This window comes from Pseudomonas sp. UTLPPB19802 (assembly GCF_059730225.1).
Map to the genome: position 1 here is coordinate 1,023,275 of NZ_AP048545.1, position 25,581 is coordinate 1,048,855.

General features: G+C 60.4%; 24 protein-coding genes and 1 pseudogene. 9 read left to right on the forward strand and 16 right to left on the reverse strand.

Going from position 1 to position 25,581, the window contains the following annotated elements:
• Positions 1–17 precede the first annotated feature (17 nt).
• The 4 genes from AC6I6U_RS04575 to AC6I6U_RS04590 form a co-directional block, all read right to left on the reverse strand.
• A complete protein-coding gene (locus AC6I6U_RS04575) occupies positions 18–581 on the reverse strand; it encodes a MarR family transcriptional regulator (protein WP_497880861.1) in 564 nt (187 codons plus the stop codon).
• Positions 582–601: 20 nt separating this feature from the next.
• Positions 602–1,675: an ATPase gene (locus AC6I6U_RS04580; protein ID WP_497880862.1), complete on the reverse strand. Its 1,074-nt coding sequence runs from the start codon at positions 1,673–1,675 to the stop codon at positions 602–604.
• A 1,452-nt stretch (positions 1,676–3,127) separates the two neighbouring features.
• Entirely contained in the window at positions 3,128–4,738 is a 1,611-nt protein-coding gene (locus AC6I6U_RS04585; RefSeq protein ID WP_497880863.1) for a methyl-accepting chemotaxis protein, read from the reverse strand.
• Positions 4,739–4,821: 83 nt separating this feature from the next.
• Positions 4,822–5,634: an EAL domain-containing protein gene (locus tag AC6I6U_RS04590; protein WP_497880864.1), complete on the reverse strand. Its 813-nt coding sequence runs from the start codon at positions 5,632–5,634 to the stop codon at positions 4,822–4,824.
• 330 nt (positions 5,635–5,964) lie between these two features.
• On the opposite strand from AC6I6U_RS04590, the gene AC6I6U_RS04595 reads away from it, so the two are divergent.
• Together AC6I6U_RS04595 and AC6I6U_RS04600 are read left to right on the forward strand one after the other, a co-directional pair.
• Entirely contained in the window at positions 5,965–6,987 is a 1,023-nt protein-coding gene (locus AC6I6U_RS04595; RefSeq protein WP_497880865.1) for an AraC family transcriptional regulator, read from the forward strand.
• A 7-nt stretch (positions 6,988–6,994) separates the two neighbouring features.
• Entirely contained in the window at positions 6,995–8,029 is a 1,035-nt protein-coding gene (locus tag AC6I6U_RS04600; protein ID WP_497880866.1) for a helix-turn-helix transcriptional regulator, read from the forward strand.
• On the opposite strand, the gene AC6I6U_RS04605 is transcribed toward AC6I6U_RS04600, so the two are convergent.
• From AC6I6U_RS04605 to AC6I6U_RS04625, 5 genes are all read right to left on the reverse strand, one after another.
• Positions 8,016–9,836, reverse strand: coding sequence for a monovalent cation:proton antiporter-2 (CPA2) family protein (locus AC6I6U_RS04605; protein ID WP_497880867.1), 1,821 nt, complete (start codon positions 9,834–9,836; stop codon positions 8,016–8,018). The genes AC6I6U_RS04600 and AC6I6U_RS04605 overlap by 14 nt on opposite strands.
• 76 nt (positions 9,837–9,912) lie before the next feature.
• Positions 9,913–10,557 carry a hydrolase gene (locus AC6I6U_RS04610; RefSeq protein WP_497880868.1) on the reverse strand — a complete coding sequence of 215 codons (645 nt, stop codon included), beginning with the start codon at positions 10,555–10,557 and terminating at the stop codon, positions 9,913–9,915.
• Positions 10,558–10,833: 276 nt separating this feature from the next.
• Entirely contained in the window at positions 10,834–12,480 is a 1,647-nt protein-coding gene (locus AC6I6U_RS04615; protein ID WP_497880869.1) for a GMC family oxidoreductase, read from the reverse strand.
• Entirely contained in the window at positions 12,477–12,998 is a 522-nt protein-coding gene (locus tag AC6I6U_RS04620) for a sugar dehydrogenase complex small subunit (RefSeq protein WP_497880870.1), read from the reverse strand. Before AC6I6U_RS04620 ends, AC6I6U_RS04615 begins: the two co-directional genes overlap by 4 nt.
• Before the next feature lie 15 nt (positions 12,999–13,013).
• Entirely contained in the window at positions 13,014–14,384 is a 1,371-nt protein-coding gene (locus AC6I6U_RS04625) for a cytochrome c (RefSeq protein ID WP_497880871.1), read from the reverse strand.
• Between the two features lie 526 nt (positions 14,385–14,910).
• Here AC6I6U_RS04625 and AC6I6U_RS04630 point away from each other — a divergent pair.
• Together AC6I6U_RS04630 and AC6I6U_RS04635 are read left to right on the forward strand one after the other, a co-directional pair.
• Positions 14,911–15,693 (forward strand): annotated as a pseudogene (locus AC6I6U_RS04630) (MCP four helix bundle domain-containing protein); the annotation flags it as partial.
• Positions 15,688–16,551 carry a methyl-accepting chemotaxis protein gene (locus AC6I6U_RS04635; protein ID WP_497882984.1) on the forward strand — a complete coding sequence of 288 codons (864 nt, stop codon included), beginning with the start codon at positions 15,688–15,690 and terminating at the stop codon, positions 16,549–16,551. The pseudogene AC6I6U_RS04630 and the gene AC6I6U_RS04635, both read left to right, overlap by 6 nt.
• A gap of 39 nt (positions 16,552–16,590) precedes the next feature.
• On the opposite strand, the gene AC6I6U_RS04640 is transcribed toward AC6I6U_RS04635, so the two are convergent.
• The gene (locus AC6I6U_RS04640; protein WP_017901766.1) at positions 16,591–16,851 is read right to left on the reverse strand and encodes an accessory factor UbiK family protein; all 261 of its coding nucleotides are present in this window, start codon (positions 16,849–16,851) and stop codon (positions 16,591–16,593) included.
• Between the two features lie 415 nt (positions 16,852–17,266).
• On the opposite strand from AC6I6U_RS04640, the gene glnK reads away from it, so the two are divergent.
• The 4 genes from glnK (at position 17,267) to sutA (ending at position 20,053) form a co-directional block, all read left to right on the forward strand.
• Positions 17,267–17,605 carry a P-II family nitrogen regulator gene (glnK, locus tag AC6I6U_RS04645; protein ID WP_002555808.1) on the forward strand — a complete coding sequence of 113 codons (339 nt, stop codon included), beginning with the start codon at positions 17,267–17,269 and terminating at the stop codon, positions 17,603–17,605.
• A 36-nt stretch (positions 17,606–17,641) separates the two neighbouring features.
• The gene (locus tag AC6I6U_RS04650; RefSeq protein ID WP_497880872.1) at positions 17,642–18,982 is read left to right on the forward strand and encodes an ammonium transporter; all 1,341 of its coding nucleotides are present in this window, start codon (positions 17,642–17,644) and stop codon (positions 18,980–18,982) included.
• Positions 18,983–19,195: 213 nt separating this feature from the next.
• On the forward strand, positions 19,196–19,621 hold the full coding sequence (locus AC6I6U_RS04655; protein WP_497880873.1) for a secondary thiamine-phosphate synthase enzyme YjbQ: 426 nt from the start codon (positions 19,196–19,198) through the stop codon (positions 19,619–19,621).
• Between the two features lie 102 nt (positions 19,622–19,723).
• A complete protein-coding gene (gene sutA, locus AC6I6U_RS04660; protein ID WP_186688647.1) occupies positions 19,724–20,053 on the forward strand; it encodes a dormancy-specific transcriptional regulator SutA in 330 nt (109 codons plus the stop codon).
• A gap of 397 nt (positions 20,054–20,450) precedes the next feature.
• Here the strand turns inward: sutA and AC6I6U_RS04665 are convergent, their stop codons facing one another.
• From AC6I6U_RS04665 to lptM, 6 genes are read right to left on the reverse strand one after another with little or no spacing between them, the layout of a single operon-like run.
• The gene (locus AC6I6U_RS04665; RefSeq protein ID WP_497880874.1) at positions 20,451–21,152 is read right to left on the reverse strand and encodes an HAD family hydrolase; all 702 of its coding nucleotides are present in this window, start codon (positions 21,150–21,152) and stop codon (positions 20,451–20,453) included.
• Entirely contained in the window at positions 21,149–22,048 is a 900-nt protein-coding gene (gene xerC, locus AC6I6U_RS04670; RefSeq protein WP_497880875.1) for a tyrosine recombinase XerC, read from the reverse strand. Before xerC ends, AC6I6U_RS04665 begins: the two co-directional genes overlap by 4 nt.
• Positions 22,049–22,050: 2 nt before the next feature.
• Positions 22,051–22,776 (reverse strand): DUF484 family protein, encoded by a 726-nt coding sequence (locus AC6I6U_RS04675; RefSeq protein ID WP_497880876.1) that lies wholly within the window; start codon positions 22,774–22,776, stop codon positions 22,051–22,053.
• A gap of 13 nt (positions 22,777–22,789) precedes the next feature.
• Positions 22,790–23,620, reverse strand: a complete 831-nt coding sequence (dapF, locus tag AC6I6U_RS04680) for a diaminopimelate epimerase (RefSeq protein ID WP_497880877.1) — start codon at positions 23,618–23,620, stop codon at positions 22,790–22,792.
• 4 nt (positions 23,621–23,624) lie between these two features.
• Positions 23,625–24,872: a diaminopimelate decarboxylase gene (gene lysA, locus AC6I6U_RS04685; RefSeq protein WP_497880878.1), complete on the reverse strand. Its 1,248-nt coding sequence runs from the start codon at positions 24,870–24,872 to the stop codon at positions 23,625–23,627.
• 9 nt (positions 24,873–24,881) lie between these two features.
• A complete protein-coding gene (gene lptM, locus AC6I6U_RS04690; RefSeq protein WP_010445633.1) occupies positions 24,882–25,046 on the reverse strand; it encodes an LPS translocon maturation chaperone LptM in 165 nt (54 codons plus the stop codon).
• Between the two features lie 200 nt (positions 25,047–25,246).
• Here lptM and cyaY point away from each other — a divergent pair, with 200 nt between their 5' ends.
• Positions 25,247–25,579 carry an iron donor protein CyaY gene (gene cyaY / locus AC6I6U_RS04695; RefSeq protein ID WP_497880879.1) on the forward strand — a complete coding sequence of 111 codons (333 nt, stop codon included), beginning with the start codon at positions 25,247–25,249 and terminating at the stop codon, positions 25,577–25,579.
• Positions 25,580–25,581 lie beyond the last annotated feature (2 nt).

A 25,581-nucleotide genomic window follows, 5' to 3' on the forward strand; every position in this document is an offset into this window, starting at 1 on the left:
TCGATAAAGCAAGCCCTTTAAGCAGAGGTGCCGATGACCTTGTAAACGAACTCCTTGCCACCACTCTCGGCAGACATCTCTACGCGAGTGATGAAGCCTTCTTCAGATAGTCGTTTGAGGCGTGTACTGGCGTTCTGAACGCTCATTTCAAGCGCTTGAGCAACCTGTGTGGTGGTTACGGAATGATTAGATAGAACTACGTTGAGGAGTGGAATACTTGAGGGTGAGGGTTCGGGACCCACGAAGCGGCATTTGCCATTCACCCAGCAGGTAACTCGAAAATCTCCAGAGATCGCTGCACCTTCCAGATTGGCGATAATATCTTCGTCAAGTAAGTCAAGGATATAGAAAGAGATTTTCTTTGCGTAGAGTTTAAAAGTGAAAATGAGTGACTCACGGAGAAAAGAAACATCGGCTCCATCAATATTTTTGAGGGATATGCCAATTGTTTTAGTGCCAATCAATTTGGCAATATGTTCCAACAATTGGGCATGAGCCTTTCTACCCCTAATCGTACCATAGGGGTTGCTGCTTCCATCCGTGAAGTCGCGAAGGGCGATTATGTAAGTTTTCTCGTTCATGGCCTTAGTTTAACCAGAATCTATTTATCTGTCAAGTTGAATTCAAATACGATGTGTGTGCCTAAAAGTTTAGGCAAGCCTAAGCGCCAGCTATGTTTATATAAGTCTTGATTCTGATAGGTCAGAGTAACTGAAAAGTCTTCTTGTCTAATGCTAACTGTAGCGTCGAGGCTTTCAGCTTGCCCTGAACTTCTATTTAATCCAGCACCACCTGCACCTTTGCCGCGTTGGCTCAATCCACCTTTGCGCATGGCATGTATGATTAGTTTTGCGTTGGATGCCTCAAGGGTTTCTGGAAATTGTGCTGCGACATCTGGGTAGTGCTCGGTTAGTGCAGGTCTAAGTGTCGAGCAGATTCCTCGTCCAGAGTCAGAAACCACAGCGACAATATATGTTGAGCCTTTTCTGTTGTAGCTCTGAAGCCCAGCAAACCCGGGGACAATGGTCTCGGAGTGCTCCTCCACATTGCCAATTAGCTCGCCAAGTACCGTATGCAATTTATTGGCGTGTAGGTCGCCAAAAGCCTCAGCAAAGCTAAGCTTGAAGCGTTCAGGTACGTTTTCTTCGCCTCCTGCAACTATAGGAAGAAGTTCAACGAGCTTCTTGTTATTTGCTGTCAGCTCAACAGCCTTGAGGCTAGCAGGGCGGCGCGGTAATACTTTGATGCTTTTGTCGAGCCGTTCAAAGAAATATGCTCGTTTCAAATATGAAAGTGTTTCAGTGTTTTCGCTAAAGTCGAGCTCAACTATCTTTTTTGCTTTGGCTAGCTGATTGGCCAATGCAAGAATTCTAGCCGCAGCACAAAAAAGCACTTTGCGCTCTTTCGGGATCTTTAAAATAATATGGCCGTAGCCACAATCTAGAGGTGAGCCGTGCTTGGCAAGGGAACGCTCAAAATGATCTTGTGTAATCCAGGTGCTGCTTGCGGAAAACTCAATTTGAAAGAAAATATTTTTCTTCAGTAACCACGCAGAATGTTCATTCTGTACGAACTCCTCGAGGTTGTCGTAAAGAAATCTTGTGACATCCCTGCGTTCGATATCTAAAAGCTTTGCGATCTCCCTAGCCTTAAGCGCTCGGTTATCACTCAACAACTGGACAATCCTTTTCCGCATGGGTGTTCGCTTAGCTCAGTGGTAGTCGATGTTTTCGAAGAAGCCAATACCATTTGGTCCTTCCTGCACCTGGGACGTTGCCAGGTGGGGGCGAAATTATACAGGCAGACTGGTGAGATCGAAACGCCATCAGTCGCTTTAGCCATATCTGATTCCTGATGCGGGCTTGGGGTAGAGGCTGCATCAGGAGTTCGGCATTGAGCAGCAGCTCGGGTTTCACGACTCTGCTAAGAGGCAAATTTTTAAAGAGCGTAGAGGCAGGAGCCTCAGCTTGCACAGGTAGTGACGGTGCAGGCGGTTAACAAGTTCAATTATTAATGCTGTATGGATGTACAGTACATGAGGAGGGCTAGGAGCCGCAAGCCCTTTCCTACCCACGAAGAAAAGCGTTGCCGGTACGGCCAAACATAGAGGTTCTATTAGGGCGGGATTCATCGCAGCCTTGCTGAGAGCTGTATCCGCTATGGTCCGCCTGCTGAAAAGGACAGCGCTGACTTGCGGTATGCAGATCAGTCGGAGAGGCTCAGTAAAGGGGGGCTGATTAGAAGAGCCTCGCCATTGTTGACGAATGCCCGGCAGGAGAATGGCGTTGCAGTGATTGCGAATCACACCAGCATCAATCGCGGTATGCAGGGCGCTCTTCAGTCGCTTGGCATGTTCGACTGCCTCCTGGTCCATTTCGGGCTCCAGAGGGCTCTACCCCAGCTATCGAGCTGTCTTGGATTAGTTGAACCACACATCTGTGGTCATCATTTGCAGCACGCCGCATCAAAAAAACCGCGTCTAGCGCGGTTTTTTATCAACAATTCGTGAACGCAAGGAGCGTTTCACGGGGGCTTGGCTTTCTGTCCAGTTGACGAATCATTAAGTCATAACGGCTAGCATCGGCGACTTGGCGGGCTGGGCGAATCTGTTGGTTCTCAACGCGCAGCGCTTCCTTTGCGGTAACCGATGCGGATGGTTCCAAAGGGTGGGGGGCTGAGAAGCTCATATCGGACTCCATCATTCTGCTCTTTTGAAAAACCGGGGGTTTAGCTCAGGCTTGAAGTAATGCTTTCTATCGATCCATACGAACCCATCATGCTTGCTAATGACAGCTACGTCGATGGGACCTGAAACGGACTCACTCACTGGGCCGTGTTACGCGTTCCTTGAGTGACTCTAGCTCAATCAAGCTTCTTGCCAAGCCCGCCATGTCTGGAAGGGGAAGCGAATTTATAATATTTGAAAGCGGAAATACATGCTGGTTTCGGATCTGTTCATACCATCGGTCGGCGTGGGACTCGCGCGTTTCCTGCATGATTGTCATAAGCTCCTGCTCAGAAAGAGGATTTTGAGCTCCGCATGCGTTCATTACTTTCTGCCCCATTTCTTTGAGAGCGGTGCTTGAGGATTCGTACCCGTCCTTGTGCTCCCGAATTTCCAAATCACTCAGAGCGTAAACCGCCCGATCGTACCATTGAGTTCGCCGGCCAGTTGCGCCAGTGCCTGGCTGGCCCCGGTGGTCTGGCTCGCACGCACGGCGGACTGGGCGGAGAGGTCGCGAATGCGGACCAGGTTCTGGTCGACTTCCCGGGCCACCTGGGCCTGTTCTTCCGACGCGCTGGCGATGACCAGGTTGCGTTCGTCGATCTCGGCCACCGATTTGACGATGGTCGACAGCGCCTGGTTGGCGGAGGCCGCCTGGCTGTGGGTCTGCTCGGCCTGTGAGGTGCTGAGTTCGAGGGCCTTTACCGTGTTGTGCGTACCGACATGAACCTGCTCGATCATGCTTTCGATTTCCCGGGTGGACTCGCCCGTGCGGTGCGCGAGGCCGCGAACCTCGTCGGCCACCACGGCGAAACCGCGGCCCGCTTCACCCGCCCGTGCCGCTTCGATTGCTGCGTTCAACGCCAGCAGGTTGGTCTGTTCGGACACGGCGCGAATGACTTCCAGTACCGTGCTGATCGCTTGCGTGTGGTCCGAAAGCAACTGCGCCTGTGTGGCGGCATCACCCACGTTGCGCACCAGGTGGGTGATCGAGCCCAGGGTCACATTGAGTTCTTCCTGCCCTGAACGGGCGGCGCTGTTCGAGGAGCGGGAGGCTTCGGAGGTCGAGGCCGCGTTTCGCGCCACTTCCTCCACCGCCTGGGTCATCTCCGTGACGGCAGTTACCGCCATCTCGATTTCAATATTCTGTGAGTTCAAGTCGGCATGGCTATCGCGCATCAACGCATTCAGCTCTTCGGCCGCGGAGCCCAACTGGTTGGCAGCAGCACCAATCTGCTGCAGCATCGTGTGCAGGTTGTCGCGCATACGCTCCATTGACTGGAGCAGCAAGGCGGCTTCGTCGGCACCTTCGATGTCCGTCGCGAACGGCCGCAGGTCGCCGGAGGCGATTTTTTCCGAACTGCCCAATGCCAGGCTGATCGGTCCTGCCAGGCTGGCAATCAGTCGCCAGGCGAGGATCAGCGTATACAGGAGCGACATGACCAGTACCACACCGATCACCAGTCGAGCGCTGGTGTAGGCGGCTTCAGCGGCAGCGGATGCTTGCGCCTTGGCGTCGTCGTTGATCGTTTCGAGTGTTTTCAGCTGTTCCTTGATTTGCCCGGCGAGCGTCACCATTTTGCCCATGATGATGTCCTGGGCCTCTTCGTGCTTGTCATCCTTGAGCAGGTTATAGCTCGTTGCCGTGTCTGCGCTGTACGTGGCATACAGCGCGACAATGCTGGCGATCGCCGATTTTTCCACCTCGGTGCCGATGAGGGGGCGGTAGAGTTCGACGGCTGCACTGAACAGCTTCTGCTTTTCCTGAACCTTGGCATACGCTTCGGGCAGTTCTTTCGGGCCTACCGACAACAGGCGAACGACGTCGGTCCTGGTGTTTGAAAACGCCAACGCTATATCGTCGCCCAGTGCGATGCCGGGCAGCGCATCATTTTCGATCTTCAGCCCTTCTTCCCTCACCTTGGCGATCTGCATCAAGCCAAAGATACCCAGCATCAGGACGATCAGGACAATCGAGCAGAAACACACCAGGACCCGATTGGCGATTTTCATTTTCCGCAGCAAGATTCATTACCTCGATTCAATAGTGGGTGATCGGATAGGGGCAAGGTCATCGAAATATCCGGGCAGGTGTTTCATCCAGTCAGATGATTCTCGATGACACACTGCCTGGACACTCCAGGCAAAAAACGTTGAGGCCGGCTTACTAGGAACCCCTGCATCCATGCCGCAGCGCAACTCACCAGGCGCTCGGTATCACGATCAAACTCCACTCCCTCGGCGATTACATAGGGTGCCAATGTCTTGCAAAGTCCAACCAGATGGTTGAAGGCTTCGCCGGCTACTTGGCAACTCCTGGCGCGTTGCAAGTAACCCTTGTCAATTTTTATAATGTCTGGAGCTGCCGTGCGGATAAATTCAAGCGTGCTGAATCCGGAACCAAAGTCGTCAACAGCCAGCATGCAACCTAGGCTGCGCATGCGAATGACAAATTCCGCTGCAACGTCGTGATTTGAAGAGGCACTTTCCGTTATTTCGATAACGAGTCTTTCCGCCAGGCTGGGCTCGGCCTTCAGTTGTGAAATTATGCAGTGCCATTTTTCGTCTAGCACGGCACTTTGCGCGGATATATTACAACCCAGTCGTAGCTCTGGATGATCTCGCAGCCTGTTGACGACGCTCGATACTACGCAGTGATCCAGCGCCCTTATGCATTTCCTTCCTTCCAGGACTGGAAATGGGTTGAGCTTCATTGGCCCATCGCAATGTCTCAGCAGGCCCTCGAAGTACAAAACTGTGTTCTCTGCAACAGCCGTGATCGGTTGGAAGGCGAGGAAGAAGTGACCGAGTGCAAGCTCCTCGTAAAACCAGTCAACGAAGTCTGGCGTTTCCTCGGACGAAACGCTGCAGAACTCCAAGTCGGAATGAGTGTCCGTGTAAGAGACCATTAGCATTACCTCCGCCAGCTACAGGCGCCCGGGGACTTGATGGAGCGGGATATTCAAAAGCGCATTCGAGCTTTTGCAGTGACAATCAGGCGGCTCCCCGTTGTATTGCTCCTCAAGCGGCTGGAGCGGTTTTGGCTACCCCTTGGGCGGAACACGATACGACAGGGAACGATATGACATGGCTATGGGCCATCGTTCGGAAATGATCACATTGGTACATTATCTTGCCTAGTGTCTTGAACTCCTTTTATTATGTCCGCTCGTGCAGGGCACTCCTTGATAGTTTTGGTGCGGGCAGTATGTGATCAATAAATATCTCCAGGGTGAGCAATGTTGAAAGTTTCGGCTAGCGCATTCAATAACATTGCCCAGACGATTTCGGTGAATAATCTCAAGATCAAAAAACTGTTCGAAACCTATAAGGAGGAAATTGCCAGATCGGCTGAACCCGAAAAGTTGGATTTTTCTCTGGTCTATCGTTTTCTTGATGAAGCCTACGAATGCACCGAAGATCTCGATATTGGGCTTATGGCCTACCAATATGCCAGGCCGTACTTTTTTGGGGTTCCGGGTTACTCGGTAATGTCCAGTCCTTCCATTGGCGTCGCACTGGAACGTCTGGTGAAATACTATCCATTGCTCACCGATGCATCACGCATCAACCTGGAGGAAAGTTGCGCAAATCTTGTGATTACGGCGCATACCTGTCGCTCGTCCGACGTCCAGGCTCCCCGGTACATCATGGATGCCGCCGCGGCTGTCATTCTCGGCCTCATTCATTGGCTCGCTCATCCGTTGAAGATCCAGCCGAATCGGGTGGAACTGCCATATCCCAAACCTGTTGAAACGACGAGTCTGCATCGTCTGTTTGGTAGTCGTATCAATTTCGACGCCCCGCACCTCAGCCTGTCGTTCAGCCAGGACATAAAAAACGTGCCGGTGTTCAGCGGCAATCCCGCCTTTGAGGACATTCACTGCAGGTACGCGGATGCGCTGCTTGAAGAGCAGATAAACGGGTCATTGGTTGAAAAGGTTCGCTCAGTGTTTTCCGCAGGCGTTGCCGAGGGAAGATTACCCTCGCTTCAGGAGGTGGCGCTCGAACTGCGCATGAGTATACGGACGCTGCAAAAGTCCCTTGAGCGCGAAGGTGTGACCTTCTCTGAATTGCAGGAGGATCTGCGCAAGGAAATTGCCGGCAATCTGTTGTCCATCTCTACATTGAGCCTGAAGCAAATCTCCTCGATACTCGGATTCTGCCAGCCGAGCAGCCTGCATAAGGCCTGTCGGCGTTGGTTCGGCTCGTCTCCCGGCCAGCTCAGGACAAGAAAATCCCACAACCCGCAGGCCTATTGAGTTATCCATGTCGACCATCGCTCCCACCTGCGCCCAAGTGATACTGAGACTGAGGGACCTGGCGCATTCCACTTCCCATCGGGTCGATGGACTGCATGCTTGCTTGAGCGATAGGGTGACAAGCGGGCATCGGGTGCCGATAGAAGATATTTCGATGTTCATGGATGTTCTTCAGGCAGATTCGAAGAGTCCTGATATCGGTCTGGGTTGCTACGACCTGTTCCATCCCGGCCAGCTCCAGTCCCAGCTCTACCCCATGATGTCCAGCGCCACCCTGGGTGAAGCGCTGACGGTGCTTTCGCGGTATTCATCACTGTTGTCGGATGGGGTTCCGCTGCTGATCGTGGAAGAGTCCGAAGGCTATAGCGTCGTCTTCCTGAGGTTGGAGTTGCTGGGCCTCTGCCGGTCCTACATCGATTGTTATCTGTCGACCATCATGGGAATCGTTCACTGGCTCCTTCCCTTGCACCGCGTGGTGCCCATCGAGACAGCTGTCAGTTATGACGCACCGTCCGAGCGCAGCGAATTGAAAGCGCTGTTCGGCAGAAATCTGAAATTTTCCAATCTGGTCAACAAGGTCACCTTCTCCGCGAGGGACTGGCACCAGAGACTGCCGACCGGGTCCCTGGAGTTGAAGCTGCACCATGAGAGTGTGGTCAATTCGGAACTCCAGAATTTTCCGGTGAAGATATCGTCAGTAGTGAAAAACCATATTGTCGTGGGCTTGGCAAAGGGCATGGTCGTTTCCCTTGAAAGTATCGCGGGTGCCCTGGGCTTGAGCCCACGAATGCTTCGCAATCGACTGGATGAAGAGCTGACCGGCTTCCGGGAGCTTCTGGACGAGTGCCGCTTCCAGCTAGCCAGTCACTTGATCGGCTCGACGGATCAGAGTTCGGCAACGATTGCCCACAGCCTGGGCTTCAATGAGACCAGTAGCTTTTATCGCGCCTGCAATCGGTGGTTCGGTTGTTCGCCCGGCGCCTATCGCCTGAAGTCAGCCCGAGTCCATTCGCCTCGGGCTGAATCGGTCAGCGCCCTTTGACCACCGACTGGTCTGCTTCATCCGTATCACTGGCAAACAACCGCGCCAGCTCTACCCGCGCTTCCTGCGCAGTCTCCATGACCTTCGACCGGTCGCCACGCACCAGGTGCTGGGCCGCCAGTGTCTCTTCGTCGTGGGCCATGAACTGCTGGATCCGCCGCTCCGCCTGGGCCGAGCCAAGACCCAGGCCTTCCAGGGCACGACGGGTCATTTCCAGGCTCGAGTAGTAGGTCTCACGGACCGGCTCGGCACCGGCATCGAGCAGTTGGTGCACATGCTGGCGGTTACGGGCGCGGGCCAGGACCTTGACCTGCGGGTACAGGCGCTGCACGGTTTGCGCGGTCTTCACTGCCTTCTCCGGGTCATCCAGCGCGACGATGAAGTACTCGGCTTCGCCCACCTTGGCGGCGCTGAGAATCTCCGGACGCATCGGGTCGCCGTAGAACACCGGCACGTGCTCGAAGTTGCGGGTCATCTCGATGGTGTCGACCGAGGTGTCCAGGCCGATGAACGGGATGCCCTGGGCATGCAGGATCCGTGCGACCACCTGGCCGACGCGGCCCATGCCGGCGATGACCACGCGCGGGCCGTCGCTCTTGATGGTCTTGAGTTCTTCCGGTACCTCGCGGGTCGGCTGTGGCGGCGTCTTGATGAAGCGGGCGCAGGCCATCAGCAGCAGCGGAGTGACCGCCATCGACAGGGTGATGGTCATGATCAGCGTGTCGTAGGTACGGGTATCGAACAGGCCGAGGTTCTGGCCGAGCTTGAACACCACGAAGGCGAATTCACCGCCGGCGGCCAGCACCATGCCCAGGCGTAGCGCAGCGATACGCGACAGGCCGCCGGCCATGCGTCCGACGAACATCAGCAGCGGCAGCTTGATGGCGATCAGCAGCAGGGTCAGGCCGATGATCAGGCCAGGGTTTTCGAACAGCAGCGGCAGGTTTGCACCCATGCCGACGCTCATGAAGAACAGGCCCAGCAGCAGGCCCTTGAACGGCTCGATCTGCGACTCCAGTTCGTGGCGATATTCCGAGTCGGCCAGCAGCAGGCCGGCGAGGAATGCACCCAGGGCCATCGACACGCCAGCCAGTTCCATCAGCCAGGCAGTACCGATCACCACCAGCAGTGCGGTGGCGGTGGCGACTTCCGGCAGGCCGGTGCGGGCCACGGCGCGGAACAGCGGGCGCAGCAGGTAACGCCCACCGACCACCACCACGGCGATGCTGCCGAGTACTTTCAGGCCATGGACCAGGCCGCTTTCGCCGGCTTCCTGGGCGCCGGTGACGGCCAGCAACGGAACCAGGGCGATCAACGGGATGGCGGCGATGTCCTGGAACAGCAGGATGGCGAAGGCGAGTCGGCCATGGGGGCTGTTCAGCTGGCGGCTCTCGGCCAGGCTCTGCAGGCCCAGGGCGGTCGACGACAATGCCAGGCCCAGGCCGAGCACGACCGCCGCCTGCAGGCTCTGGCCGAAGGCGACCATGGCCACGGTGCCGATCACCAGGCCGGTGAGCAGCACCTGGGCCAGGCCGACACCGAACACCGCCTTGCGCATCAGCCAGAGGCGCTTGGGCGACAGTTCCAGGCCGATGATGAACAGCAGGAACACCACGCCCATCTCGGAGAAATGCGCGACATGCTCGGCATTGCCCATCAGTTTCAGCACTTGCGGGCCGATGAGTACCCCGGCCAGCAGGTAGCCGAGTACGGCACCGAGTTGGAGGCGCTTGGCCAGGGGAACGATGATGACGGCGGCCATCAGGAAAATAACCGAGGCCTGTAGCAGGCTGCCTTCATGTGGCATGGGAGAATTCCCTTTCTTCAGTAAGACGGTGGAAACCCGCCAGCAGTGCAGCCTGGCGGGCTTGTATTCGGAGGGATCAGCCCAGGGTGCGTTGTGGGGCCTTGTGCACCATGGTGTAGGCGTAGTCCACGCCCATGCCGTAGGCGCCGCTGTGCTCGCGCACCAGGTCCATCACCGCATTGTAAGTGTCCTTGTGGGCCCAGTCGCGCTGGTATTCGAGCAGGACCTGCTGCCAGGTCACCGGAATTGCGCCGGCCTGGATCATCCGCTGCACGGACATGTCGTGGGCTTCCTGGGTGGTGCCACCGGAGGCGTCGGTGACGATGTACACCTCGTAGCCTTCAGCCAGGGCTTCCAGGGCCGGGAAGGTCAGGCAGACCTCGGTCCACAGGGCCGCCATGATCAGTTTCTTGCGACCGGTGGCCTTCACCGCTTCCACCAGTTTCTTGTCTTCCCAGGAGTTCATCGAGGTCCGCTCGATCGGCTTGGCGCCCGGGTTCACGGCCAGCAGTTCCGGCCAGATGTAGCCGCTGAAGCTTTCGGTTTCGACCGAGGTGTAGATAGTTGGCACGTTGAAGATCTTGGCGGCCTTGGCCAGGCCGACGGTGTTGTTCTTCAGGGTCTGGCGGTCGATCGACTGCACGCCGAAGGCCATTTGTGGCTGGTGGTCGATCAGGATCAGGGCGGAGTTGGTTGGGTTCAGCAGTTCGCGGTTGGACATGATTGAGTTCCTTTTTAAGTCGATAAAGTGTGTGAAGCGAATTCGGCACCGGCCTGGCGTTTCGCTCAGTGGCTGCGGTATGGGTGTATTTTGGGCTTGATCCATGTTCGAGACAATCCAGCAAAAATGAGAATGATTGATTCTAAATAAGGGACAATATGCTCAAGGCTCGAGTGAGCGCTGGAATGGCTTCGGGTGGCGTGGAAAGGGAGGGGGAGAGGCGTCGGAGGGGAGCGTGACAGGCCAGGGCGGCCTGTCACGTCGGTTGCTGCGGGATCAGGCGTTAGCCTGGAAATCCTTGAGCAGTTGGTCGGCGATACGGATGCTCAGCGCGGCGCCGGTCAGCGTCGGGTTCACGCAGGACGACGATGGCATCACGCTGGTGCCGGCGATGAACAGGTTGCCGTGGTCATGGGTGCGGCAATCACGGTTGACCACCGAGTTCTTCGGATCGTCGCCCATGATGGTGGTGCCCATGATGTGCTGGCGGTTCTGGAAGCCCACGTCGGTGCTGAGGATGTCGGCGTCGAGCAGCTTGGCGAACTGCTTGAAGTCCTCCAGGGCCTTTTCCTTGCCGGCATGCCAGTAGTCCGGGACGCTGTAGTAGATCTCCGGCACCGGCAGGCCGATGGCGTCGAACTTGGTCTTGCTTGGCGTCACGCGGTTTTCCGGCAGCGGCAGGGTTTCGAAGTCCACCGCCCAGTTCAGCGAGCGCGCCGATTGCAGGCGGATCTGCTCGTCGAGTTTCGAGCCGAGCACGCCCTTTGCGATCAGGTTGCTGGTGATCTGCGAGGTCGGCACGGTGTTGCGCACCTTGATCTTGTAGCTCGGGTAGTCCTTGCGGAACCCGCCGTCACGGCTGTTCAGGTACACCAGCAACTGGGTCGGACCTTCGCCGGGCCACATGTCTTCCTTGGTCATCACGTTCATGCTGATGCCGGTGTGGTCCATCAGATTGCGGCCAACCTGGTCGGAGGAGTTGGCAATGCCGTTCGGGTACTTGTCCGAGGTCGACATCAGCAGCAGTTTCGGCGACTCGATACCGTAGGCCGCCAGCACGAAGTAGCGGGCGGTCAGGCGGTGCTGGGTCTTGTCCGGGCGCATGTACCAGATCGCGGTGATCTTGCCGTCGTCGCCGGCCTCGATCTTGTACACCACCGAGTTGTCCAGCAGCTTGGCGCCATGGCGTTCGGCTTCGTCGATGTGCATCGAGCCGTCGTACTTGGCGGCAATCGGGCAGACCGGGTTGCAGTTGTTGTTGCCGGCGCACGGTGGACGCTTGCCGTAGGGACGGGTGGCCCGGCCGTTGGGTTCGAGGATCGGGTTGTAGCCGCCCTTGCTCAGCATGCCCGACAGGCGCTTGAACATGTAGCTCGGCTTCAGGCCTTCCATCGGGTAGGGGATCGAGCGCGGCGGGAAGGCTGCGCCACCCTGGCCGCTTTCGTCCTGGCCGTCGACGCCGGACACGCCCAGCTCGGTTTCGGCACGGGCGTAGAAAGGCTCCAGTTCGTCGTAGCTGATCGGCCAGTCACGGCCGCGCCCGTACAGGCTGTTGAGGCGGAAGTCGTTGGGCAGCATGCGCCACAGCGACGAACCGAAGTGCCAGGTGGTACCGCCGACCACACGCAGGTAGGAGGTGTTGTATTTGACGGGGCCGACCTGTTGCAGGTAGTCGCCATAGGTCGACGGTGCGTGTGGCAGGCTCGGGTACGGCGAGCCGGCGCCCTGCAGCTTGGCGTTGGCCAGCGACAGCTTGACCGGCGCATTGCGGAAGGTCTCGACGACCTCGCGACGGTTCACCCGAGGACCGGCTTCGAGCACGATCACGGATTTGTTGGCCTTGGCCATTTCGGCGGCGATCAGGCCGCCCATCACGCCGGAGCCGATGATGACGACGTCGGCGTCGTAGGCAGCGCTGCTCATAGTTTGAAGTCCTGTTTATCGGTTGGCTTGTTGCCCCAGGAGTCGGGGCCACCGCCGTAGGTCGGAATGGCGAGGATGCCGTGGGTCGGGCTGTACATCAGCGCTTCGGAGTAGCTGATCAGCTCGGCGTCGGCCAGTTCGCCGACGATGCCCAGGTACCAGGCCGAAATGATGCTGGTGGCGGTGGCTTTCAGCGACGCGTCCGGGTTGGGCTGGGCCAGGTATTCGTCGACGTGCTTGAAACCCTGGCTGGCGATCAGTTGGCGCAGGGCGCCGACGTTGCCGCTGAAGTTCGGTGCACGCTTGCTCAGGGCGCGGTAGTAACGTGCCGCCAGCACCGGGTTGACCGGGCGGCTGACGAGGAACTGCGACAGCGCGATGAATTCCTGGTCATCGGCGGCCAGCACCGATTGCCATGGCGCGAGGCTGCCGACCATGGCGGCCAGGCCCAGGGTCACCGAGCCGCGCAGCAGGCTGCGGCGGGACAGGGTATGGGCGGGCATTTGCTTGTCAGTCATCGAAGTTTCCATGGTTCAGGCCTCCAGGCGCCGACGACGAGCCTTGAACCTGAACAGCGCCAGGATGACCAGCAGGCCGAGAATGATCAGGCCCGGCACGCTGTACTGCGCCAGGACAGCGAGCGGCGCCTTGGGGCCGCCTTCGCGTACGCGCGCCACGTCGGCGGCGGTCACGGTGGTTTCAGGGTTGCCGTAGTGGGTCAGCACGTAATTGCTGACATCGGCGATTTCCTGGTCGTTGAGACGGTCGGTGTACAGCGCGTCGGGGCCAAAGCCTGGCATGTCGATGGCGACGCCGTCGACCGTGCGGTGTACGCCGTTGACGATGGTCGCGATCAGGTTGTCGGCACGGCTGGTGGCGGTGTTGTGGAACAGCGACGGGTACTCGCGGTTGCCCTGGCCGTTGGCCTGGTGGCAGTTGGCGCAGGTGCCGCTGAAGATGTGCCAGCCGGGATTGTCCTGCGGGTTGCCGCCGCGCAGTGTCAGCTCGTCGCTGGACGCCTGGCCGAAGGTATGGCGGGCCTGGCGCTCGCCGCTGGCGACCGGCGTGGTTTGCAGCAGGTAGGCGGCGATGGCCTTGAGGTCATCCTCGCCCAGGTATTGCAGGCTGTGCTCGACGGCTTCGGCCATCGGCCCGGCAGCCTGGGCCTTGCCCTCGACATGGCCGGTGCGCAGGTAGGCGACGATCTCGTCGCTCGACCAGGCGCCGATGCCGCTGACCTTGTCCGAAGTGATGTTCGGCGCGTACCAGGCGCCCAGCGAACCACCGGCGAGTGCCTTGTCGTTGTTGGCGGCCATCAGCACGTTGCGCGGGGTGTGGCAGGTGTCGCAGTGGGCCAGCGCGTTGACCAGGTAGTCGCCACGGTTGACCTGGGCCGACTTGGCCGGGTCCGGGATGAAGCGCTTGTCGCTGTGGAACAGGGCATTCCAGCCGAGCATCGAGGCGCGGATGTTGAACGGGAAGTCCAGCTTGGTCTTGGGGCTCGGCGCATCCACCGGCTGCACTTCCTGCATGAAGTACTTGTACAGCTCGGCGATATCGCTGTCGGTCATCTTCGCGTAGGAGGTGTACGGCATCGCCGGGTACAGGTGGGTACCGTCCGGCGTCACGCCGTCGCGCACGGCACGGGCGAAGTCCGCTTCGCTGTAGTTGCCGATCCCGGCGGTCTTGGACGGGGTGATGTTGGTCGAGTAGATCACCCCCATCGGCGAGCTCAACGGGTAGCCGCCAGCGAACGCCTTGCCGCCGGCGCTGGTATGGCAGGCCACGCAGTCGGCGGCCACCGCCAGGCGCTTGCCCGCCGATGCGTTGGCGTCGAGCGCCTCGGCATGGGCCCCCAGGCTGATGGTCATCAGGGCCAGCCACCCTGCCAGGGTATTCCTCATGGGTCTTGCCTTCTGCACGCCAGGCAATAGCCGACCCATCCTTTGCGGATGCATGTGTAACTCCTCACGGTTTGACTTGCGCGCGTGACAACCGGCCCGTGCCATTTTCATGACCGAACAGAGTCGTCGTACGACGTCGTATGTTTGCGGTTAATATTTCACATGCTGTAACATTTAACAACGATTATGGCAAAAAGCCATTACGCGTTTATTTCAATCGATGGCTCTGGAACGTATGTTTCAGAAGTTTGATAGCCCGCCGATATCGTGTGCGCGATGGGGGGCAAGAAGGGAAGTGATCCGATCAAGCTTGAGGGAAAAAGAGCAATTCGGCTTGTGCGTTTGTGCTGTGGTACGACCTCAATCACCGAAAAACCTCGCCATGTGCGAAGGGTGTCCGTGCTTTTGCCAGGCGGGCGCCCATAGCCATGGAACCCCTACACAGGCCCGTCACCTGGCAACACGCGGGGGCAGGGAAATGCATACATGAAAGGGTCACTCGACCAGTGCCCACAAGGATTCACCGATGAATTGGCTCAATGACGCAAAACTCTCGACCAAACTGATCACCTCCTTTTTCCTCTGCGCCCTGATCACGCTTGCCGTGGGCATGCTGGGTATCAGTGGCGTCTCCGCGTTGTCGGCGCGCCTGCAGGCAGTGTTCAGCAACAACCTGGTGTCGGTCGCCAACACGTCCCAGACCAAGACCAAGGCGGTCGGCCAGACCCGTGACATGTATCGGTTGTACGTCGCTACCGCCGGCAACTCACCGCAGAGCGTCAAGGATGAGTTCCTGGCTTCGATGAAAGCCAACCAACTGGCCAGCGAGCAGGCATTTGCCGCCTATCGCAAGGGCCCGCTTGCCGAGGACGAGCGCATTGCCGGCGACCAGATGGCGCGCGACTGGCCGGTCTACCAGGCGCTGGTACAGCGCTATGTGGCGTTGATGGCGGCGGGCGACCTGGAGAATGGTCGCATCCTGCTGCTGGGCGACCTGCAACAGGCCTATCGCAAGGTGATGGATCAGCTCACCATCATGATCGATTCCAATGATCGCCAGATCAGCGAAGACGCCAAGGCGGCCACGCAGCAGGAAGCAACGGCCAAGACGGTGCTGTACAGCGGTATTGTCATCGCCTTCATCGCGGCCCTGCTGCTGGGCTTTTTCATCAGCCGCCTGATCAGCCGGCCGATTGCCACGGCCGTCGTCTGTGCGCAACGCATCGCCGAGGGCGATCTGACCCAGCGCATCACCAGTCACGGTCGTGACGAGGCCGGCCAGTTGCTGGACGCCTTGGGCGGCATGCAGGACAGCCTCAAGACCACCATCCAGCAGATCGCCAGCGCCGCCGACCAACTGGCCTCCGCGGCCGAGGAGCTGACGGCGGTCACCGACGACGGCAGCCGTGCCCTGACTCGTCAGAATGACGAGATCCAGCAGGCCGCCACGGCGGTGACGGAAATGACCTCGGCGGTCGAGGAAGTGGCGCGCAATGCCGTCTCGACCTCGCAGGCTTCGCAATCGACCAGCACGCAGGCCAGCAGTGGCCGCGACCAGGCCCGCAGCGCGGTGCAGGCGATCAACAACGCCACGCGGGAAATCACCTCGTCCACCGGGCTGGTCAAGGATCTTGCGGTGCAGGTTCGTGACATCGGCCAGGTGCTGGACGTGATCCGCGGTATTGCCGAGCAGACCAACCTGCTGGCGCTCAACGCGGCCATCGAGGCGGCCCGTGCCGGCGAGCAGGGCCGGGGTTTTGCCGTGGTCGCCGATGAGGTACGGGCCCTGGCGGCACGGACCCAGGCGTCCACCGGTGAAATCGAGACGATGATTCATGCGGTGCAGGACCGTGCCGACAGCGCGGTCGACGCGATGGGCAAGAGCCAGGCACTGGTGACCGAAACCCAGGACCTGGCCCGCGCGACCGGCGAGGCACTGGAGCAGATCGCCGACGGCATCTCGCAGATCAACGACCGTAACCTGGTGATCGCCACGGCTTCCGAGGAGCAGGCCCATGTGGCCCGTGAAGTGGATCGCAACCTGGTGAACATCCAGGATCTCTCGACCCAGACGGCGGCCGGGGCGAACCAGACCAACGCTTCAAGCCAGGAACTGTCGAACCTGGCGCTGTCCTTCAACTCGCTGGTCAGCCGTTTCCGGCTCTGAGCCCGCGTGTCGCCTGGCGCCATTGCGGCGCCAGGCGGTTCATTCCTGGGTGGGGGCCAGTCGCGCTTCCAGCTCGGCGACCTTCGCCTCCAGGCTCTCCAGGCGCGCACGGGTACGGGCCAATACCACCATCTGGCTATCGAACTCTTCCCGGCTGACCAGATCCAGCTTGCTGAAACCGCTCTGCAGCAGGGCCTTGAACTGGCTTTCGATTTCGTTGCGCGGCAACGGGCTTTCGCCATTGAACAGGCGGGAGGCTTGGCCGCTCAGGGCGTCGAGGAAGTCTTTGGGCGCGAGCATGGTGTGGTTTTCCGGATACAGGGTCGTCGCAGTGTACCACGCGGTGTCTATAGTGATTTTCGGGGGCGGCGATGCACGCTTTTTGCGCAATGCGTCGTGCGCTGGCGCACCGTTGTTGTGCGTCGCTTGCGGGTGCTGGGCGGCCTTTCCTCCGCATGGGTGGCCAAGAGCTTGAAATGCTTGGGTTTTGCAGAGATGGCAAGGTTTCTGCTTAGACACTCGTGACCCATGCACTGATGCAGTCGCTGTGACCAGGCAGTGCGGCAGGCGCAGCGGGAAGGCTGCACCGGCCACGGTTAGCGGACATCGACAGGTCGATCGAGGCCGACGATGCGTTACAAAGCCAGGCACTGCGCTTAGACTTGAGTCGGGTTTGTTTTCCTGGGGCAAGTCCACCAATTCGGGAGAGAGTTTCATGAAGCTAGTCACTGCCATCATCAAGCCGTTCAAGTTGGACGATGTGCGCGAATCGTTGTCCGAGATCGGCGTGCAGGGCATTACCGTCACTGAGGTCAAGGGCTTCGGTCGGCAGAAGGGTCATACCGAGCTGTATCGCGGCGCGGAGTACGTGGTCGACTTCCTGCCCAAGGTGAAGATCGATGTCGCCATCGACGACAAGGATCTCGACCGGGTCATCGAGGCGATAACCAAGGCCGCCAACACCGGCAAGATCGGTGACGGCAAGATCTTCGTGGTCAATCTGGAACAGGCGATTCGCATCCGTACCGGCGAAACCGATACCGACGCGATCTAAGCCGCCCCAAACCCCAACGCCCCAGGAGAAAACAATATGACTCTGCGTAAATTCGCAGGGCTAGGAGCCCTGTTGTCCCTAATAATGCCGGCCATGGCCATGGCGGCGGACCCAGCGCCCGCTCCCGTGCTCAATTCCGGTGACACTGCCTGGATGCTGACCTCCACGGCCCTCGTCCTGTTCATGACCATTCCGGGCCTGGCGCTGTTCTACGGCGGCATGGTGCGTTCGAAAAACATTCTTTCGGTGATGATGCAGTGCTTCGCCATCACCGGCCTGATCACCATCCTGTGGTTCGTCTATGGCTACAGCCTGGCGTTCGACAGCACCGGGATGGAAGCCGGCGTCGTCAATCTCAATTCCTTCATCGGCGGCCTGAGCAAGGCCTTCCTGGCCGGCATCACCCCTGCCAGCATCACCGGCCCGGCGGCGTTGTTCCCCGAGGCGGTGTTCGTCACCTTCCAGATGACCTTTGCGATCATCACCCCGGCGCTGATCGTCGGTGCCTTCGCCGAGCGCATGAAATTCTCCGCGATGCTGATCTTCATGGGCGTCTGGTTCACCCTGGTCTATGCGCCGATCGCACACATGGTCTGGGGCGGTGCGGGTTCGCTGCTGGGCGACTGGGGCGTGCTGGACTTCGCCGGTGGTACCGTGGTGCACATCAACGCCGGTATCGCAGGCCTGGTTGCCTGCCTGGTGCTGGGCAAGCGCAAGGGCTTCCCGACCACGCCAATGGCGCCGCATAACCTCGGCTACACCCTGATCGGCGCCGCCATGCTGTGGATCGGCTGGTTCGGCTTCAACGCCGGTTCCGCCGCCGCCGCCAACGGCACCGCCGGCATGGCGATGCTGGTCACCCAGATCGCTACCGCCGCCGCCGCACTGGGCTGGATGTTTGCCGAGTGGCTGGCCCACGGCAAGCCAAGCGCCCTGGGTATCGCTTCGGGCGTGGTCGCCGGCCTGGTTGCCATTACTCCGGCCGCCGGTACCGTCGGCCCGATGGGCGCCCTGGTGATCGGCCTGGCTGCCGGTGTGGTGTGCTTCTTCTGCGCCACTTCGCTGAAACGCAAGCTGGGCTATGACGACTCTCTGGATGCCTTCGGCGTGCACGGTGTGGGCGGTATCCTCGGTGCGATCCTGACCGGCGTGTTCGCCGCACCGTCGATGGGTGGCTTCAACGCCGCGACCACCGATGTCGCTGCCCAGGTCTGGGTGCAGTGCAAGGGTGTTGGTTTCACCATCATCTACACCACCATCGTCACCTACGTGATCCTGAAAGTGCTGGATGTGGTGATGGGCCTGCGGGTGACCGACGAAGAAGAGTCGGTGGGCCTGGACCTGGCACAACATAACGAGCGCGGCTATAACCTCTGAGCGCGTTGAAAAAAATCTGCCCGGCTTGCCGGGCATTTTTTCGCCTGGATTTTGTCAACGTGAAGAGGGCTGAAAGGATTTATCCAGAGGCATGGCGGACAAAACATCAGAGTCCGCCGCCATGGGACGATGGCTTACAGCATGGCAGGCGTATTAGGCGCTTTGCTTTTTTCCACAGCGCGCTAGAATGCGCGCCGATGGGCGGAGAACTGTATGTGGCAACAGACACTGATTACCTTGCGGGCCAGGCCCCGGGGCTTTCATTTGGTGACCCAGGAGTTGCTCGACGGTTTGCCTGAACTCCGGGCATGTCGCGTCGGTCTGTTGCATTTGTGGCTGCAGCATACCTCGGCCTCGTTGACCATCAACGAGAATGCCGATCCGGCGGTTCGCCGCGATTTCGAGCGTTTTTTCAATCGACTGGTCCCGCAAGGCGACCTCGACTATGAACATAACGACGAAGGCGCGGATGACTTGCCGGCGCACTTCAAGGCCAGTTTGCTAGGCTGTCAGCTGACTTTGCCGGTAACGGCGGGGCGGTTGGCACTGGGTAGCTGGCAAGGCGTCTATCTTGGCGAGCACCGCGATCATGGCGGTGCCCGTAAAGTCCTCGCCACCCTCCAGGGTGATGGGGCATAAGCCGCTGGGTACCAGCGGATGTTGATTTTTTTCCGGCAGCCTTCGACAGTCGGCATAGCTGGGCTATAACTAATCTGCTTTTCGCAAGTCATGAGGTAGAACATGAGCGACGATGATCTGGAAAATGATGACCTCGAAGTAGGCGACGAAGACGAGAACGAAGAAGGTCTGGAAGCGTCTGCAGAAGACGTGGACGTAGCCGACGACGACGGTGGCGATGCACCTGCCCCGACGTCCAAGGGCAAGGCCAAGGCGGCGGTATCGGTCGATGAGCTGCCAAGCGTCGAGACCAAGAACAAGGAGCGCGATGCTCTGGCACGGGCCATGGAAGAGTTCCTGGCGCGTGGCGGCAAGGTGCAGGAAGTGGAGGCCAACGTGGTCGCCGATCCGCCCAAGAAGCCGGATAACAAGTACGGCAGCCGCCCTATCTGAGTGGCGCTTCCTGCTTGCTGAAAAAGCCCGCCGTCGCTGCGGGCTTTTTCATGCCCGCTGGATGGCTGGAACAGTAGCGAACGCAGAAGTAGAGACTGGAGCAGAAGCCGTGGCGAGGGGGCTTGCCCCCGCTGGGCCGCAAAGCGGCCCCAAGCCCAGCCGGCTCGAACTTTCAGGCAGATCGCATGTACCGGTTCTGCGGCTGCTCTGCAGCCGAGCGGGGGCAAGCCCCCTCGCCACAAGAAGTGTGTTGCTGTCTGGCTAGGCGTTCCAGACAGCGCGGCCCCAGGCCCAGCCGGCTCGAGCTTTCAGGCAGATCGCATATACCGGTTCTGCGGCTGCTCTGCAGCCGAGCGGGGGGCAAGCCCCCTCGCCACAAGGAGTGTGATGCTGTTGGCTAGCTGTTCCAGGCGACGAGCAGGGCCGGTAGTTCGGTAAGGCTGCGAATTTCGGCGTCCGGTTGACGCTCGGCTTCCCAGGCCTTGCCCAGGGGGTTGTACCAGATGGCCCGCAGGCCCGCCTGCTGGGCTCCGGCGATGTCGTCGCCGGGATGGTCGCCGATGTGTACCGCAGCACTGGCCGCGATATTGCCGCCGCGCACCAGGGCTTCGTGGAACAGTCGCGAATCCGGCTTGGCGATGCCGATGTCTTCGGCGCACAGCGCAAAGCGGAAGTAGTCGGCCAGGCCCAGGCGGTGCACGTCGGCATTGCCGTTGGTGACTACGCCGAGAGCGAAACTGCGGGCCAGGGCTTCCAGGGTCGGTTCGACTTCGGGGAATACCTCGATCTGGTGCCGGGCGTGGATGAACGCCTCGAACGCCTCGTCGGCCAGTACCGTGGCCTGCGCCTGTGGATAACCGGCTTCTTCCAGGGCATGGAACAGTACCCGGCGACGCAGCGCGCTGATGCGGTGCTTGAGCGTCGGCTCCCTGAGCAGCACCTGTTCGCGGATGGCCCACAGGTGTTCGATCGGTATGCCGCCGAGGTCCGGCGCATGGCTGGCCAGCCACTCGCGTAGCACGTTCTCCGCGCTGTGGATCACCGGGGCGGTGTCCCACAGCGTGTCGTCGAGGTCGAAGGTGACCAGCTCAATCGTCATTGCGAAGGGTCCTTGCTGCGTTTGGCCCTGGGGTGGGCGCTGTCATAGACGGAGGCCAGGTGCTGGAAGTCCAGGTGGGTGTAGATCTGCGTGGTCTTGATGTCCGAGTGGCCGAGCAGTTCCTGCACGCCGCGCAGGTCCTGGGACGACTCCAGCAAATGGCTGGCAAAGGAATGGCGGAGCATGTGCGGGTGCAGGTTCTGCCCCAGTTCGCGCTCGCCGGCGGCCTTGACCCGCAGCTGGATGGCTCGCGGCCCGAGGCGACGCCCCTGCTGGCTGACGAACACCGCATCGTCCGCCGGATTGCTCAGGGCGCGCAGCGGCAGCCAGGTCTGCAGCGCTTCGCGGGCCTTGCGACCAATCGGCAGCACGCGGGTCTTGCTGCCCTTGCCGTGAACCTGCACCAGGCCATCGGCCAGGTCCAATTGGTCGAGGTTGAGCCCGGTCAGTTCCGACAGGCGCAGGCCCGAGGAGTAGAACAGCTCGAGGATCGCCTGGTCGCGGTGGGCGAGAAAATCGTCTTCGACGGCGCCATCGAGCAGTTGCTGGGCGCGGTCGGTATCGAGGGTCTTGGGCAGCCGGCGTTCGCTCTTGGGTGGCGCCAGGCCGGTAGCCGGGTCGTGGTCGCACAGTCCCTCGCGGTTGAGGTACTGGTACAGCCCGCGCACCGCCGACAGCAGTCGAGCCAGGCTGCGCGAGGACTGTCCCTGCTGGTGCAGGCGGGCGACCAGCCGCCGCAGCCGCTGGATATCCAGGGCGGCCCAGCCGGCGAGCTGTTCTTTCTCGCAGAACGCCAGGACCTTGTCCAGGTCGCGGCGATAGGCTTGCAGGGTGTGCGGCGACACCTGACGCTCACTGCGCAGGTGCTCGCAGTAGGCGTCCAGCTGTCGTTCCATGGCTAGCGTACCGAGCGCAGGGAGTGGGTGAAGCGCGGAACCACACGCCCGAGGACTTCGGCGATGTAGCTGAGGAACAGGGTGCCGACCGAGCTCTTGTAGTGCTGCGGGTCGCGGCTGGCGATGGCGAGTACGCCATGCAGGCCCAGGTGGCTGATGGCGACCACCGCGGTGGAGCCGATCTGCCGGCGTTGTTCTTCGCCGAACAGGAAGTCCAGTTCATGCTCGCGCAGGCTGCCGCTGACGCTCTTGCCTTCCGAGAGCAGCCCGCCGATTGCCTGCTGGGCTTCGGCGCCACTGACCCAGCGACCCACCGGCATGGCGTTGTCGCTGAACAGGATCAGGCTGACGAAGGGCACCTGGAAGTCCTGGCGCAGGCTGTCCTCGACGGCCATCACCAGGTCGTCGAGGCTGGCTGCATCCATCAGGGCGAGGATCAACCGACGGGTCTTGTCGAACAGCCGGTCGTTGTCGCGGGCGACATCCATCAACTGGGACAGCCGATGGCGCATCTCGATATTGCGCTCGCGCAGGATCTTCATTTGCCGCTCGACCAGCGACACCGTGTCACCACGTTGGTGCGGGATACGCAGTGCCGGCAGCAGTTCCTCGTGATCGACGAAGAAGTCCGGATGAGCTTCCAGGTAGGCGGCCACGGCGGCCGCCTCCAGGCTCTGCTCTGGCAGTTCGTGGGGCTGTTCGGCTGGAACCTGTGGCTGGTCGCTCATGACATTCGCTCGCTTATAGACGCACTTGTCCTTCATACACCCGTACGGCCGGCCCGGTCATCAACACCGGCTGGCCAACGCCGGCCCACTCGATGGACAGGCGTCCGCCGGGCAGGTCGATGGTCACCGGCGAATCCATCCAGCCCTGGCTGATGGCGGCCACTGCCGCGGCGCAGGCGCCGGTTCCGCAGGCCTGGGTTTCCCCGGCGCCGCGCTCCCAGACGCGCAATTGCGCGCGGTGGCGGTCGATCACCTGGAGGAAGCCGACGTTGACCCGTGCCGGGAAGCGCGGATGGTGTTCGATCTTCGGGCCCAACTGGTGGACAGGCGCCGCATTGATATCGTTGACGCGCAGCACCGCATGGGGGTTGCCCATGGACACGGCGGCCAGTTCGACCTGCTGGCCGTCGACGTCCAGCGGGTAGCTGAGGGCCTGGGCCGGGGCCTGGAACGGAATGTCCGCCGGCACCAGGCGCGGGGCACCCATGTCGACGCTGATCTGGCCGTCCTGGCGGACATCCAGTTCGATGATGCCGCTCTTGGTCTCGACGCGGATCCGGCGCTTGGCGGTCAGGCGCTTGTCCAGCACGAAGCGGGCGAAGCAGCGCGCGCCGTTGCCGCACTGTTCGACTTCCGAGCCGTCGGAGTTGAAGATCCGGTAGCGGAAATCCACCTCGGGATTGCTCGGTGCCTCGACGATCAGCAGTTGGTCGAAGCCGATTCCGGTGTGGCGGTCACCCCATTGCTTGGCGTGCTTGGGTTGGATGTGCGCGTGCTGGCTGACCAGGTCGAGGACCATGAAGTCGTTGCCCAGGCCGTGCATCTTGGTAAAACGCAGCAGCATGGGCTTACTCCGGCAGCAGGCTTTCGCCAGCATACAACTCGGCCAGCGTTTCACGGCGGCGGATCTCGATCACTTGCTCGCCATCCACCAGCACTTCGGCGGCGCGGCCGCGAGTGTTGTAGTTGGAGCTCATGACAAAGCCATAGGCGCCAGCCGAATGCACGGCCAGCAGGTCGCCTTCTTCCAGCGCCAACTGACGGTCCTTGGCCAGGAAGTCACCGGTCTCGCAGATCGGGCCGACCACGTCGTAGGTGCGTGGCTGCGAATCGCGCGGGCTGACGGCGGTGACGTTCATCCAGGCCTGGTACAGCGCCGGGCGGATCAGGTCGTTCATCGCCGCGTCGACGATGGCGAAATCCTTGTATTCGGTGTGCTTGAGGTATTCGACCCGGGTCAGCAGCATGCCGGCGTTGGCGACGATGAAGCGGCCCGGTTCGAACATCAGCGCCAGGTCGCGCCCGGCGGTACGCTCGCGCACGGCCTTGATGTAGTCGGCCACCTGCGGCGGCTCTTCGTCGCGATAACGCACGCCGACACCACCACCGAGGTCGATGTGCTGCAGGTAGATGCCGCACTCGCCGAGGCGGTCGACCAGGTCCAGCAGGCGATCGAGGGCGTCGAGGAACGGCGCCAGGCTGGTCAGCTGCGAGCCGATATGGCAATCGACGCCGAGCACTTCCAGGTTCGGCGACTGCGCGGCGCGGACATAGGCCTCTTCGGCGTCAGCGATGGCGATGCCGAACTTGTTTTCCTTGAGGCCGGTGGAAATGTACGGGTGGGTACCGGCGTCCACGTCCGGGTTGACCCGCAGGGAGATCGGCGCACGCACGCCCATCTCGGCCGCCACTTGCTGCAGGCGTTCCAGCTCTTCGGTGGACTCGACGTTGAAGCAATGCACGCCGACTTCCAGGGCGCGACGCATGTCTTCGCGGCTCTTGCCGACACCGGAGAAAACGATGCGGTCGGCGCGGCCGCCGGCGGCCAGCACGCGTTCCAGTTCGCCGCGGGAGACGATGTCGAAACCCGAGCCCAGGCGGGCCAGCAGGTTCAGTACGCCCAGGTTCGAGTTGGCCTTGACCGCAAAGCAGACCAGGTGCGGTACGCCTTCGAGAGCGTCGGCGTAGGCGCGGTACTGCGCCTCGATATGCGCGCGGGAGTAGACATAGGTGGGCGTGCCAAAGCGCTCGGCAATGGCGGACAAAGCCGCACCCTCCGCGAACAGCTCGCCGTCGCGGTAGTTGAAAGCGTCCATGGTGATCCCTTACTCGTAGGTGTCGTGCTTGTGCGCCTTGCTCTGCGACGACTTGGCCTGGTCGTTGGGATTCTGGCTGTCATCGGGGAGATACAGCGGGCCTTTTTGTCCACAGGCAGAAACCAGGCAAGCGATCGCGAGGAGCGCAGCAAGGGAAGAGATCAGGCGCTTCATGGCGAAATCCTTTGTAAAAGCATTGATTGCGCCCGAGTATACCGGCCACCCGGCGGCTTGCCTATGCGAGCTGCCAGCCGGACTGTACCGGGCCGATGAGTGATGTCTCGTCGCCACGGGCTGGTTATGCTTTGCAAACGTCCCGCAGCAGCCGTATCTTCGGTCGCCTGGAGTGACACGCATTTTTCGAGGTTCGCACAATGAGTTTGAATGAAGCCCGTTTTCACGATCTTGTCGACAGTACCCAGCAAAACCTGGAGGACGTTTTCGACGAGAGTGACCTGGATGTGGACCTGGAAAACTCCGCCGGTGTGTTGACCGTGAAGTTCGAGGGTGGCAGCCAGCTGATTTTCAGCCGCCAGGAGCCCCTGCGCCAGCTGTGGGTGGCCGCGCGTTCGGGTGGATACCATTTCGACTATGACCCGGAGAGCAGCCGCTGGGTTTGCGACAAGAGCGAAGAGTTGCTCAGCGAAATCGTCGCCCGCGCGACCTGGGAGCAGGCCGGCGTCAAGCTGGACTTCGACGAGATCTGATG